This window comes from Nitrosospira multiformis (assembly GCF_900110185.1).
In the GTDB taxonomy this organism is placed as follows: domain Bacteria; phylum Pseudomonadota; class Gammaproteobacteria; order Burkholderiales; family Nitrosomonadaceae; genus Nitrosospira; species Nitrosospira multiformis_A.
The window spans coordinates 199015-211641 of record NZ_FOCT01000002.1 but is presented as its reverse complement, the minus strand read 5'-3'; the positions used below and the strand labels follow the sequence as shown (position 1 = coordinate 211641).

Genomic DNA, 12627 nt, shown 5'->3' with positions numbered 1-12627 from the left:
ACATTCAGTGATACCCGCTCGTTATATCCCGGGCTTTCGACTGATTATCGGGCTCTCGTAAAGCCGCGCGCTCCCCGAGTGCTTCGGATAATGCCAGATTAATAAATTCCAGCCCTTCACCGGTTTTGGCGCTCAATCGAACTTGTACGATTCTACCATACTCGTCCCGCTGGTAACCCGGAGAGCTTGCCGGCAAATCGATCAGATCTGCCTTGTTCAGAATCAGTATTTGTGGAATGCGGTCAGCACCGATTTCCTTCAGCACCTTGTTGACTTCATCAATCTGTTCGCTGCGATTGGAGCTGCTGGCATCCACGACGTGGAGCAACAAATCCGCTTGCACCGTTTCTTCCAGTGTCGCCCGGAATGCTGCCACCAGCGTGTGCGGCAGGTCCCGGATGAAGCCCACCGTGTCGGAAAGTACGAGCGGCCCGCGACCCGCAATAAACAACTTGCGGGTGGTGGCATCGAGGGTTGCAAACAACTGGTCAGCAACATAGGTGTGAGCGCGAGTGAGTCTGTTGAAAAGAGTGGATTTGCCGGCATTGGTATAACCAACCAACGAAACCGACATCACTTGCGCACGTTGCCTGGCGCGCCGTTGCAGGGCTCTTTGGCGCTCGAATTTAGCGAGCTTTTCTTTCAGCACCTTGACACGTTTTCCGAGCAGGCGGCGATCGGTTTCCAGCTGTGTTTCACCAGGGCCGCGCAGACCGATACCGCCCTTCTGGCGCTCCAGGTGTGTCCAGCCCCGCACCAGCCGCGTGGCCAGATGCTCGAGCTGGGCAAGTTCCACCTGCAACTTGCCTTCGTGACTCTTTGCGCGCTGTGCGAAAATGTCCAGGATAAGGCTCGTGCGATCAATGACCCGCCGCCTGAGTCGCTGCTCCAGGTTACGCTGCTGGGCAGGCGAAAGATCATGATTGAAAATAACCAGCGAAGCGCCGGTCTGCTCCACTGCGCCCATTATTTCGTCAACTTTCCCGCTACCTGCGAAAGTCGCAGGATCCGGGCGAAGCCGTTTCCCCAGCACTACAGCGGAAATTGCAAGGCGATCACTGACGGCCAGTTGCCGTAATTCTTCGAGATTTTCTGCAGAGTCGCTGTCATTTAGATCGAGACTTACCAGAACAGCAGAATCAACAGCGGCGTGAGTGTCGGGCGCGTTCCCACTAGAGGAATCAAGCATCAGATATAGGGGGCGCCTCAAATGGAATGTTGACAGCTCTTGCGGGGACTACCGTAGAAATTGCGTGCTTGTAGACCATCTGGGTGACGGTATTCTTCAACAGCACTACATACTGATCGAATGAATCGATGTGTCCCTGCAGTTTGATTCCGTTTACCAGATAAATCGAAACCGGAATATGTTCCTTCCGCAAGGTATTCAGAAACGGGTCTTGTAACAATTGCCCTTTAGCGCTCATACGTGACTCCGTGTTTTAATTATTCAAAAAATAAACTCTACTTGATTTTGAAGCGTAAATCCATATTCCCGCTGAGGTCGACTGAAGGTCGAATCGGGCAGGTATAAAGAGTTATAGGTCAGTTTGCGCCTATTTCCAATATAAATATTCCGCCAACTATCAGGTATGCCATTGCTGCACTCCATCCGGCGCTGCCATACAGCCCGGATAGAGTGCAAGCCTTGTTTTCTCTGCCGATGAACAGAACCTCCCGCTGATCAATCGAACGGATGAGGTCTGGGTGTATCCTTGCCCGAGGGAGGGAGAATAGGCAAGGTGAGATGGGGTTGCTTGCCGCTCAACGTCTTCAGGAACGCCACGATTTTGGCATTTTCGTCCTTGGTGAAATTACGTCCCAATTGTATCCGGCCCATGGTATTTACCGCGTCTTCCAGGGTTGCCGCGGCCCCGTCATGGAAATAGGGATAGGTCAGTTCCACGTTTCGCAATGTAGGCACTTTGAAGAACAGGCGATCCTCCTCTTTGCCGGTTACGGCAAAACGGCCTTCAGCCTTGCTCTGGGTTTTATAGGGTTCAAGTACGCCCATTTTCTGGAACGATGCCCCGCCTACGGCCGCTCCGTTGTGGCAACCCGTGCAGCCCGCGTCCTTGAACAGTTTGTACCCTTCGAGTTCCGTCTTGTTGATGGCGTTCTTGTCGCCTTTGAGCCATTTGTCGAAACGGGAATCCGGCGTTACCAGTGTTTCTTCGAAGGCAGCGATCGCGTCCGTTACCATGCCTATATCGACCTTGTCCGAACTGTATATCTGCTTGAAGCGCGCCCTGTACTGGGGAATGGATTGCAGGACACCCACTGCCAATTCGTGACTGAATGCCATTTCCCCCGGATTGGCAATGGGACCGCCTGCCTGATCTTTCAGGTCCTTGGCGCGACCGTCCCAGAATTGGGCCAGACTCAGGCTGGAATTCAGTACTGTGGGCGAATTGATCGGACCCTGATGCCATTTGTGGCCAATGGATGATGGGAGATTGTCGGATCCACCCATACTCAGGTTATGACAGGAGTTGCACGAGATGAAGCCGGATTTGGAAAGACGGGGATCGAAAAAAAGCATTTTGCCCAGTTCCACCTTGTTTTCATTCTTGGGCTTGGCTGCCTCGATCGGTTTTATGGGTTCGTCGGTGGCACCGGCAGCGGCCAGGGCAGGCGGAGCGGCAATCGTTCCAACAGCTAGCAGCGACGTTATTAATGCCCGCAATATCATCTTAATCTCCTAAAAAGCTCGGCTGTAGTGGCGCAGCCGGTTACGCCTACATCGGAAAACTGAGGGCAGGGCTATCCGCCAGCTGGGGATGAACACAACTGTTCGCGAGTATATCCGATAGCCGCAATATCAATATTAAAGGCAGTGTGTGGCAACTAGCAGCTTTGCTGTCAGCTGTCTGATACGCATCAGTTCCCGTTGCGGCGGCAGCGGCACCTGTGGCGGTGGTACATGTAACGAGCGCGCTTTTGCAATGCGATTGCTTATTCAGACTGCTTGGCGGTGCTGCCTGTAAGCGGCCCGCTGGCGGAATAGTCGTATTTTTCATATCCGCTGTACCCGAAGGGAACAGGTGGGCGATTCAGCAGACGTGCCAGTTCCGTGAGTGCCTGGCGGTAAACCTGGCGTTTAAACTCGACTACCGACTCCAACTCTACCCAGTACTGATTCCACCGCCATGCGTCAAATTCAGGACGTCCGCTGGTGTGGAGCGAAACGTCGCAATCACTTCCTAGCAGGCGCAGCAGATACCAGATCTGTTTCTGCCCCCGGTAATTTCCCCGCCAGTCGCGTTTAATCCATTGGGCAGGTACATCGTATCGGAGCCAGTCGCGTGTGCGGCCGAGGATTTGCACGTGCCAGGGTCGCAAGCCTACTTCTTCAGTCAATTCACGATACATTGCTTGTTCCGGACTTTCGCCGGGCTTGATACCTCCCTGAGGAAATTGCCAGGAATCCTGTCTGATGCGTTTGCCCCAAAAAACCTCGTTCTTCGAATTGAGTAGAATGATTCCTACATTTGAGCGATATCCATTACGGTCGATCATATGATTCACCCGTTTGATCCTTCACGATAGGATTAGATTTTTCCACATTTCGTGCCGGATTGAAAGCTGTCGCTGGTTGGGCGGCATCGGGAGGAGTGGCAACTGCATTATTGTTTGAACACTTTGCTTTTCAGATTCCTCATAGCCAACCTGCGCTGCTTTTCAGAGTAAAATCGGAAATTGGACTTGTTATGGACAGAATATGCGAGCATCAGGTTTTTTTATTTCGACACTCAAGGAAGCGCCCGCCGAAGCGGAATTGATCAGTCACAAGCTGATGCTGAGGGCTGGTCTCATCCGGCGCCTGGGAAGCGGTCTCTACACGTGGATGCCGCTCGGCTTGAAGGTTCTGCGCAAAGTTGAAAACATCGTGCGGGAGGAAATGGATGCCGCGGGCGCACTGGAACTGCTGATGCCGGCTGTGCAGCCTGCGGAGCTATGGCGGGAAACAGGGCGATGGGAGGTCTTTGGTCCCCAGATGCTGAAAATCAAAGACAGACACGAGCGCGATTTCTGTTTTGGTCCAACCCATGAAGAGGTCATTACGGATATTGCACGGCGTGAAATCAAGAGTTACCGGCAGTTACCTCTCAATTTTTATCAGATACAAACCAAATTTCGCGACGAGGTTCGCCCCCGCTTCGGCGTCATGCGCGCGCGCGAGTTCGTGATGAAAGATGCCTATTCGTTCCACACCGATATCCATAGCCTGGAAGAGACCTATCAGGCGATGCATGTGACCTATTGCCGGATATTCGATCGCCTGGGGCTGAGGTTCCGCCCGGTCAAGGCCGATACAGGTGCGATTGGTGGCAGCAGTTCGCACGAATTTCATGTCCTGGCCGATTCCGGCGAAGACGCCATCGCTTTTTGTCCCGATTCCGATTACGCAGCGAACGTTGAAATGGCCGAGTCGCTGCCACCAGCAGTACTGCGGGAGCCGGCGGGGGGCGAGATGCGGAAAGTGCGAACAATCGCGCAAAAGACATGCGAAGAGGTTGCCGCCTTTCTCGATGTATCCATCGAGCAGACGGTAAAAACGCTGGCGGTCATGGCCAATGGCGGAATGCATCTTTTGCTGCTGCGTGGCGATCACCATCTCAACGAGACAAAAGCTCGAAAGATTCCTTTTCTTTCCGATTTCCGGCTTGCCAGCGAGGAAGAAATTCGCACTGAAACAGGTTGTCTTCCCGGGTTTATCGGCCCAACCGGATTGTCTCTTCCGGTTATCGCAGACCGTACCGTAGCGGCCATGAGTAATTTCGTGTGTGGCGCCAACGAAGAGGATTATCACCTCGTCAACGTCAATTTCGGGCGTGATCTGCAAGAGCCGGATCATATTTTCGATATTCGCAACGTGGTTTCCGGTGATTTGTCGCCGGACGGAAAGGGCAAGCTGGAGATCTGCCGCGGCATAGAAGTCGGCCATATTTTCCAATTGCTCACAAAGTATTCGGAAGCGATGAAAGCCAATTATCTCGATGAATCCGGGCAAGCGCGCCCCATGGAAATGGGCTGCTACGGGATCGGGGTTTCACGTATTGTGGCAGCCGCCATCGAGCAGAACCATGATGAACGCGGCATTATATTTCCCGCGGCAATGGCGCCATTCCAGGTAGTCATCATTCCGATCGGGTTGAAGAAGAATGCAGAAGTGAGGGCTGAGGCGGAGAAACTATACGCGGCGCTTTCCAGCGCCGGCATCGAAGTTCTGCTCGACGACCGGGATGACCGTCCCGGTGTCATGTTCGCCGATATGGAACTGATCGGTATTCCTCACCGGGTTGTCGTCGGCGAGCGAGGCTTGAAGGAAGGAAATGCCGAGTACCGGGGGCGGCGCGAGGAAAAGTCCGTGGTCGTTCCGCTTCCTGAGATTGCAGATTTTATAAAATCAAAATTAGCCGGGGGTTGATGACAGAACCTTCTCAGTTTGCCGACCTGATTGGCGCTCAATAGCCCGACTGTAGGCTGTAGGCTGCTCCGAGGAGAACAAGGCTGAGGAATCATTGCCCTCGCAGAGACTCAACCGCTAACGTCCTCTAACGTCCTTTTTGCTGCGCTTTTCCAGCAGGCTGGGAATTCGGAATCTTGTTCGAATTCTCACGCATGAATTCTTCCAACGCTTCGCGGGACACGATCCCGATTTTATAAACTGCCGGCTTGCCTTCGGGATCGAAAACATAGGTAGTCGGCAGCATGGATACCGGGCCGACTTGGCGTGCCAGTTCCTGGTCGCCCAACACGATCGGGTAGGTCACTGAAAGTCGTTTCGCATGCTTGAGCACAACGTCCGGGTTGCGATAATCCATCGCCACGCCGATCACCATTATGTCTTTTTTCCGACTTTCGTAGAGGGAGACAAGATCAGGAATTTCCTTCAGACATGGGGGACACCATGTGGCCCAGAAATTTACCAGCACCCATTTCCCCTTGAAATCGGAAAGGGACAGTTTCTTTCCGGTATGATCGGTAAAGGTAAAACCATAGGTTTGTGCAACCGGTACTGCTGAAAGCATGACGCATAAACAGAACCGGTAAAGCAGAATACTCAAATGGCATCGTTTCATATGACGTCGTTTCATTTTTCCAACAACTCCTCCAACCTTTGCTAAGCTGACATTTCTGCGGGTGGTTCCGGTTCCGCGGAAGCAAAAAGTTGCGACAGCGGAAGGCTCATTTTCTCATCGATCCCCACAGCAATATCATCGAGCAGGTGTTCCAGCCTGGTATCGCCCCCTGCTGTACCCCGTAGTGCTTCGGGACGAAACGCAAACAGGCGGTAGACATCGGCAATGCGGATCTCGGCGGGATCGAGTATTTGAACCCATCCTCCCCCCTGAACCTGTCGCACGAAATTGGCTTTCACCATGAGCTCCAGTATCCGCTCTACTTCTTCGGGACTTAGCATCAACTGCTGCTGCAAGCTGGAGGCGGTTTCAACTTTGCCTGCTTTCAGCGCCTCTCCAAGTATCCCCAATAAACGCAATGCATCAAAAAACTGCTTACCCCTGGCGTTGGGGTCATCGCGCCACTCGCGGAAACGCCAGCTTGAAAGGGATGCGGCAATAACTGCTCCGAGCAGCACCATCAACCATGAAAGATAAAGCCACAGCAGGAAAATGGGAATAGTCGCAAAGGTGCCGTATACTGCCTGATAAGTCGGGAACCAGGTGATGTAGAACGCAAAGCCTTCCTTCATTATCTCGAATCCTATCGCCGCAGCCACCCCACCCGCTATCGCGTGCTGCCATGCTACCTGGCGATTCGGCACGATGAGATAGGAAGTTGAAAAGGCAATACTCGTCAGCACGAGCGGGCCCAACCGCAAAAGCATGATGTCCCCACCCGGGATATCACGGGTAAATCCCATGGAGGCGGTCATGAGCCAGGACGTAAGCGACAGGCTCGCGCCGATGAATAAAGGGCCAATCGTCAGAACGGACCAATATATCAGGAGGCGATGCAGGAGCGGACGTAGCCGGGATACTCGCCAGATGCTGTTGAGCGCCTCGTCTATTGTGAGCATGAGCGCAAGTGCGGTTACGCCCAGGAAGGCGATGCCGATGGCGGTCAGCTTGGCCGCATTGTCAGCGAATTGCTGCATATACACGGAGATGACTTTGTTCGCTGCTTCCGGCACCATGGTGGTGAGAATGAATTCCTTTATCCGGTCCGAGAATTCAGCGAATGCGGGAAATGCCGCTACTACCGATAACCCGATCGCGAGCAGCGGTACCAACGAAAGCAAGGTGGTGAAGGTAAGACTGCCCGCAATCTGGGTGCAGTTGTGCTGGAAAAAGCGCACAAGGACATAGTGCAGGAAATCGACGGGGCGTACGGATTTCATTACTTTCGCGACGGGTCGTGAGGATTGAGAGAAAAGCTCCACGCGCAGCCCCATTTTGGAGGCAGGACAGACAGTCCCCGTTTGTCCTGCCGCGTTCTTCAAGATTTCTACACTTGCGGGTGTGCCCGCTCCAGCTTGCTGTGCAGCTTGTTCAGAGCGCTGAGATACGCCTTGGCGGAGGCGACGACAATGTCCGTATCAGCGCCATTACCATTGACGATACGGCCCGACTTCTGCAGTCGGACCGTGACCTCGCCCTGGGAATCGGTACCGCTGGTGATCGCATTGACGGAGTAGAGCTGCAGTTCCACGCCGCTGTTCAGTATCTTTTCGATGGCGCGGAAAGTGGCGTCGACCGGTCCGCTTCCATCCGACTCCGCACGGGATTCCCTGCCTTCTTCACCGATTACTATACTGGCATGGGGAGTTTCACCGGTTTCGCTGTGCGCTGTCAGTGAGAGGAGCTTATAATGCTCCTGCAAGGCGGCGGCGTCATCGGACACCAGGGCATGCAGGTCTTCATCGAAAATATCATGCTTCTTGTCTGCAAGCTCCTTGAAGCGCATGAAGGTGGCATTAAGGATTTCTTCCGATTCCAGCTCGATCCCGAGCTCTGCCAGTCGACTGCGGAAGGCGTTGCGTCCCGAATGCTTGCCCAGCAGCAATTTGTTTGCCCCCCAGCCCACATCCTCCGCTCGCATGATTTCGTATGTTTCGCGGTGTTTCAATACGCCGTCCTGATGTATTCCGGATTCGTGTGCGAATGCATTTGCGCCCACAATTGCCTTGTTCGGCTGTACCGGAAACCCGGTAATGCCCGAAACCAGCTTGCTTGCGGGCACAATATGGACGGCATCGATGCGGGTATCACAAGGAAAGAAATCCTGGCGGGTGCGCACAGCCATGACGATCTCCTCCAGGGAAGCATTGCCCGCGCGCTCGCCCAGTCCGTTTACCGTGCATTCGACCTGGCGCGCTCCGTTCATCACTGCCGATAACGAATTGGCCACCGCCAGTCCAAGATCATTATGGCAGTGCACCGAGAATACGACTTTATCCGAATTGGGAATCCTCTCGCGGAGGGTACGAATGAGTTCCCCGAATTGCTGGGGCATGGTATAGCCCACCGTATCGGGAATATTCACAGTTCCTGCTCCCGCATCGATGACCGCTTCGAGCACGCGGCAAAGAAAGGTGATGTCAGAGCGCCCTGCATCCTCAGGGGAGAATTCGACGTCATTGGTGTATTGGCGGGCCCACTTCACCGCTTTCACCGCCTGCTCCACCACCTGATCCGGGGACATCCGCAGTTTCTTTTCCATGTGAATGGGTGAGGTGGCGATAAAGGTATGGATGCGCGCCGAATTGGCTCCCTGCAGTGCTTCGCCTGCACGCCTGATATCGCCTTCGATTGCGCGTGCAAGACCGCATATGGTACTGCCCTTGACCGCAGCCGCTACGGCTTTTACCGCTTCGAAATCGCCATTCGAGGCAGCTGGAAAACCCGCTTCAATGACATCAACCCGCATTCGTTCGAGTTGTCGAGCGATCCGCACTTTCTCCTCCCTCGTCATGGAGGCACCCGGACTTTGCTCGCCGTCACGCAAAGTGGTATCAAAAATGATGAGATGGTCTTTCAATTGTTTCTCCGTTTTTCAGAAAGAATACTCGAACTCTGATAGGGAATCCAGAAACGGATTCCATCGATAAAAACTGGTAAAGACTTGAGGGAGATCGGTAATTAGCGCGCGAGGCGCAGCAGCGGTCTTGCAAGAAGCTGCAGGCGAGGCTGAAGGCAGAATGGAATGGACTGAACGAAGTTTGCGAGGCGCATGTCCCAAATATAAAGGGTTTCCGGAACGCGTGCAATAGCGAAATTGAATGCTATATTGAAACTGACCGATATTGAAACTGATCGATTGACTCTCCAGGAAGAGCTCCTCAATAATTTTCGAGGCTTCTCAGTGGGTAAGAACTTTGCCGGAAGCCGGAATTCTGGTTACAACCAACTCGCGGCGGGTCTTGTGATTGCGCTCGCCATGAGCGCATGCAATTCGACAGAACAAGGACATCTAAAGGAGGTCACCGGCCACTTGCCAGATTTGAGTTTTTCCCTCAGCTCCGATGAGGGACAGCCGGTTACAGCCAAAACATATGAGGGAAAAGTATTGCTCATGTATTTTGGATTTACACATTGCCGGGAAGAGTGTCCGATTTCCATGGCGCGTCTTACGCGGGTAATGCATCTCCTCGGGGAAGACGCAGATCGGGCGCATATCCTCTTTGTAACCGTGGACCCGACGCGGGATGGTCCCGGGGAATTGCGCCGCTATCTGACGCAATTCGATCTTGAGCAGGCGATAGGATTGACCGGTACTCCAGATGAAATCGGGGCGCTTGCAAAACGATACCGCAACGCGTTCCGGCCGCATTTTCCCCCTGGCGGAGATGGCGGCCTCATGCATGGCGACGCAGTTTATATATTTGACACACAAGGCCGCGCCCGCCTGCTGGCAACCTCCGCCGATTCGGAAGAGACTTTGGCGGAAGACTTGCGGGATTTGCTTCCTTCCTAAAAACTTCTCCGGGTAGTAACGGATATCAATTGTAATGGAATGGTTTTACTGGCTGGTGCCTTGGGAAGAGTCTACTCTGGTGGTTGCCGCCACTGGTAGCGCCGCTCTTTTCTTTCTGAGAGGCTGCGCCTTGGTTCGCCCGTCGCTTCATCGCAAATTGTGCTTCTGGGGTGGATTAAGTCTGGTATATCTCGTTTCTCACACTCAGCTCGATTATTACTCCGAGCACCAGTTTTTCATTCACCGGCTTCAGCATCTTGCATTGCATCATCTCGGGCCTTTTCTGATTGTATTGAGCAGGCCATGCCCGGTTCTTCTTCGGGGGATGCCGTCAAGGATGAGGCAGGCATTTCATCTGATGGCAGGATGGAAGTCCATTCAATATCCCGTTCAGGCTTTGTGCAATCCAGTCGTCTCAGTCGTACTGTTCAGCACGCTCATCGGCTTCTGGTTGCTGCCTTCGATTCATTTTACGGCGATGATCGATTGGCGTCTCTATCGTGTGATGAACTGGAGCATGTTTCTCAGCGGATTGATTTTCTGGGGACTGGTCTTAACTCCCGGTCCGGTGGTTGGCGTCAAGCTGTCCCCCGGCTCTCGCATTGGCATGATGCTTGCCATAATTCCGCCTCAAATCGTCATCGGCGCCCTCATTTTCTTTACTTCTCACGAGTTGTATCCGATCTACACCATTTGCGGACGTGCTATTGGCGGTATCAACGCCCTTGCGGATCAGCAGATCGGAGGCATCATTCTGTGGATACACGGTGCGATGATGAGCGCGGTCGGGATTCTGGTTGTCATCCTGAGGGAATTGATGCTTGCAGAATATCCGAAACATGGAGAGAAAGTGGCATGAACCTCTGCTTTCCTCTTCTTTCCCGTTTCCGGACGGGTAGAAACAAAATCTTTTGCAATTATTCGTTCAGGGCTTCACGCATCAGATATACATCGCGAGTGGTCACAGGCGGAGCCTTGTTGCCCCAGCTGTTACGGATGAACGTGAGCACTTCAGCGATTTCCCGGTCGGTAAATCTTTCGGCATAGCCTGGCATTTTCTCCGGTTTCGGTCCCGTCTTTGTCCACGGGCCTTTTCCTCCTTCCAGCATGAGCCGGATCAGGGAAGAGGCATTCTCCGAAAGCACGATCGAACTTCCAGATAGGGGAGGAAACTTTGGCGGCTTGCCACTTCCCTCACTCCGATGACATTTGGCGCAGAAGCCACTATATATTCCCGCGCCGGGTTTCTCGAACCGGCTCATTCCGACAGGAACGACAGCGGGTGTTCTACGAGGGTTATACGATGACTTTTCTCCGTTGGCAGGAAGCGACTTGAGGTAATGGGCGATCGCATCGAGGTCCTTCTGACGCAAGTACTGGGTGCTGTTTTCAATGACAGTGACCATACTGCCAAATGCAACGGTATGGCCACTATGGCCTGTCTTGAGAAACCCGGTAATCTCTTCTTCCGTCCATCTGCCCAGGCCCGATGCGGTATTTCCGGTCAATTCCGGAGCAAACCAGTTATCTATCATCGCACCGGTCAAATAGTCGGATGAGGTTTCCGAATAGGCTTTTTCCTGATAGGCCAAACCGCGCGGAGTATGACAGGCCCCGCAGTGACCGAGCGCCTGCACCAGGTACGCACCGCGGTTCCACTTTTCACCCCGATCAGTACGGGGTTCGAACCGTTTGTGTTCCACGAAGGCAAGATCCCAGAACTTGAGGGTCCAGCGCTGATTGAAGGGGAATGGGAGGTGAGTCTGCGAGGGCGTGTGCCGGACCGGTTTCACCCCGTGCATGAAGTAGGCATATAACGCGCGCACATCGTTGTCCGACATTGCCGTGAATGACGGGTAAGGCATGGCCGGGTACAACCATTTGCCGTCCTTCCTGATGCCGCCGCGCACGGCGCGGCTGAAATCCTCATAGCTGTAGCGGCCGATGCCAGTTTCTGGATCAGGCGTAATATTGGTCGAATAAATGGTACCGAAGGGTGAATTGATCGCCAACCCACCCCCAAAAGCGGGGTGAGCGACTCCTGCCGTGTGACATCCGGTGCAGTCTGCGATAGTGGCGAGATAGGCGCCGCGTGTAACCAGTGCATCGAATGTGCTCTCACCCTCCCTGCCAGCATCTGCGGCATGACCGGCAGCGGCAGTCGCAATGGAAACCGGGGTGTCCGCCACGATTGCACCCATGGCAAGCAGGGCAGCACTCAGAAGAATTCCAGTTTCTTTGCCCTTCCGGATGATCCAATCGAAAACCGCCATGTGCGGCTTCATGTGCTTCAGATCCAGGCGCTGCATGATCGGATCGAAAGCACGGCGAAAGTATTGAACAGGATCGCAACGATAAACACAAAGCTCGACATCATCCCCAGCATCGCCAGAAATCGCGCCTGCCCTTCATCTTTCTGAACGGGAAGTTGTTTATTCGACGCGTCTTTCGAGTAGCGGGCGAGGCTCCGCCAGGAGGCAAGAGCGATATAGCCGGAAAATAGAGCGCCGGCCAGGCAGACAAAGCCTATTGTTGCCAGTATTGCCGTCAATCCGGGCCAAAGTGGGGCAGGGAGCGGAAACTGATGCGGATAGCAGGCATAGGCGGCAATCGGCGGGGTCAACGCCATTTGCATTACCCAGGCTCCGGGTGCGCCGAAGAGCGCAAGCAATGTCCTAATCCTTT

12 protein-coding genes are annotated in these 12627 nt (G+C 53.8%); 3 read left to right on the top strand and 9 right to left on the bottom strand.

The window, feature by feature from the left end:
• Positions 1 to 4: 4 nt before the first annotated feature.
• The 4 genes from hflX to BMY01_RS03215 all read right to left on the bottom strand — a co-directional run bounded on the left by hflX (position 5) and on the right by BMY01_RS03215 (position 3519).
• Positions 5 to 1189 carry a GTPase HflX gene (gene hflX / locus BMY01_RS03230; RefSeq protein ID WP_074744240.1) on the bottom strand — a complete coding sequence of 395 codons (1185 nt, stop codon included), beginning with the start codon at positions 1187 to 1189 and terminating at the stop codon, positions 5 to 7.
• The gene (gene hfq / locus BMY01_RS03225; RefSeq protein WP_011379809.1) at positions 1182 to 1427 is read right to left on the bottom strand and encodes an RNA chaperone Hfq; all 246 of its coding nucleotides are present in this window, start codon (positions 1425 to 1427) and stop codon (positions 1182 to 1184) included. The genes hflX and hfq overlap by 8 nt, the downstream gene beginning before the upstream one ends.
• A gap of 257 nt (positions 1428 to 1684) precedes the next feature.
• Positions 1685 to 2692 carry a cytochrome-c peroxidase gene (locus BMY01_RS03220; protein ID WP_074744238.1) on the bottom strand — a complete coding sequence of 336 codons (1008 nt, stop codon included), beginning with the start codon at positions 2690 to 2692 and terminating at the stop codon, positions 1685 to 1687.
• A gap of 263 nt (positions 2693 to 2955) precedes the next feature.
• On the bottom strand, positions 2956 to 3519 hold the full coding sequence (locus BMY01_RS03215; protein WP_011379811.1) for an RNA pyrophosphohydrolase: 564 nt from the start codon (positions 3517 to 3519) through the stop codon (positions 2956 to 2958).
• A gap of 202 nt (positions 3520 to 3721) precedes the next feature.
• Here BMY01_RS03215 and BMY01_RS03210 point away from each other — a divergent pair, with 202 nt between their 5' ends.
• Positions 3722 to 5431 (top strand): proline--tRNA ligase, encoded by a 1710-nt coding sequence (locus BMY01_RS03210; RefSeq protein ID WP_074744236.1) that lies wholly within the window; start codon positions 3722 to 3724, stop codon positions 5429 to 5431.
• 127 nt (positions 5432 to 5558) lie between these two features.
• Here the strand turns inward: BMY01_RS03210 and BMY01_RS03205 are convergent, their stop codons facing one another.
• From BMY01_RS03205 to BMY01_RS03195, 3 genes are all read right to left on the bottom strand, one after another.
• On the bottom strand, positions 5559 to 6101 hold the full coding sequence (locus BMY01_RS03205) for a TlpA family protein disulfide reductase (RefSeq protein ID WP_074744234.1): 543 nt from the start codon (positions 6099 to 6101) through the stop codon (positions 5559 to 5561).
• A gap of 26 nt (positions 6102 to 6127) precedes the next feature.
• Positions 6128 to 7366: a YihY family inner membrane protein gene (locus BMY01_RS03200; RefSeq protein WP_254772584.1), complete on the bottom strand. Its 1239-nt coding sequence runs from the start codon at positions 7364 to 7366 to the stop codon at positions 6128 to 6130.
• A gap of 107 nt (positions 7367 to 7473) precedes the next feature.
• Positions 7474 to 9006, bottom strand: coding sequence for a 2-isopropylmalate synthase (locus tag BMY01_RS03195; protein ID WP_074744232.1), 1533 nt, complete (start codon positions 9004 to 9006; stop codon positions 7474 to 7476).
• A 237-nt stretch (positions 9007 to 9243) separates the two neighbouring features.
• Here BMY01_RS03195 and BMY01_RS03190 point away from each other — a divergent pair, with 237 nt between their 5' ends.
• Together BMY01_RS03190 and BMY01_RS03185 are read left to right on the top strand one after the other, a co-directional pair.
• Positions 9244 to 9942, top strand: coding sequence for an SCO family protein (locus tag BMY01_RS03190; RefSeq protein ID WP_254772583.1), 699 nt, complete (start codon positions 9244 to 9246; stop codon positions 9940 to 9942).
• A gap of 34 nt (positions 9943 to 9976) precedes the next feature.
• Positions 9977 to 10801 (top strand): cytochrome c oxidase assembly protein, encoded by an 825-nt coding sequence (locus BMY01_RS03185; protein ID WP_074744230.1) that lies wholly within the window; start codon positions 9977 to 9979, stop codon positions 10799 to 10801.
• Between the two features lie 58 nt (positions 10802 to 10859).
• Here BMY01_RS03185 and BMY01_RS03180 read toward each other — a convergent pair whose 3' ends face one another.
• Both BMY01_RS03180 and BMY01_RS03175 read right to left on the bottom strand, forming a co-directional pair.
• Positions 10860 to 12251: a c-type cytochrome gene (locus BMY01_RS03180; RefSeq protein ID WP_074744228.1), complete on the bottom strand. Its 1392-nt coding sequence runs from the start codon at positions 12249 to 12251 to the stop codon at positions 10860 to 10862.
• Complete coding sequence (locus tag BMY01_RS03175; protein ID WP_254772582.1) at positions 12233 to 12613, bottom strand: hypothetical protein; 381 nt, start codon at positions 12611 to 12613, stop codon at positions 12233 to 12235. Before BMY01_RS03175 ends, BMY01_RS03180 begins: the two co-directional genes overlap by 19 nt.
• Between the last annotated feature and the right edge of the window lie 14 nt (positions 12614 to 12627).

What these genes read in the sequence shown, in the direction of transcription:
- hflX (WP_074744240.1), bottom strand. Translation starts at nt 1,189, where the DNA reads ATGCTTGATTCCTCTAGTGGGAACGCGCCCGACACTCACGCCGCTGTT.
- hfq (WP_011379809.1), bottom strand. Translation starts at nt 1,427, where the DNA reads ATGAGCGCTAAAGGGCAATTGTTACAAGACCCGTTTCTGAATACCTTG.
- BMY01_RS03220 (WP_074744238.1), bottom strand. Translation starts at nt 2,692, where the DNA reads ATGATATTGCGGGCATTAATAACGTCGCTGCTAGCTGTTGGAACGATT.
- BMY01_RS03215 (WP_011379811.1), bottom strand. Translation starts at nt 3,519, where the DNA reads ATGATCGACCGTAATGGATATCGCTCAAATGTAGGAATCATTCTACTC.
- BMY01_RS03210 (WP_074744236.1), top strand. Translation starts at nt 3,722, where the DNA reads ATGCGAGCATCAGGTTTTTTTATTTCGACACTCAAGGAAGCGCCCGCC.
- BMY01_RS03205 (WP_074744234.1), bottom strand. Translation starts at nt 6,101, where the DNA reads ATGAAACGACGTCATATGAAACGATGCCATTTGAGTATTCTGCTTTAC.
- BMY01_RS03200 (WP_254772584.1), bottom strand. Translation starts at nt 7,366, where the DNA reads ATGAAATCCGTACGCCCCGTCGATTTCCTGCACTATGTCCTTGTGCGC.
- BMY01_RS03185 (WP_074744230.1), top strand. Translation starts at nt 9,977, where the DNA reads ATGGAATGGTTTTACTGGCTGGTGCCTTGGGAAGAGTCTACTCTGGTG.
- BMY01_RS03180 (WP_074744228.1), bottom strand. Translation starts at nt 12,251, where the DNA reads ATGCAGCGCCTGGATCTGAAGCACATGAAGCCGCACATGGCGGTTTTC.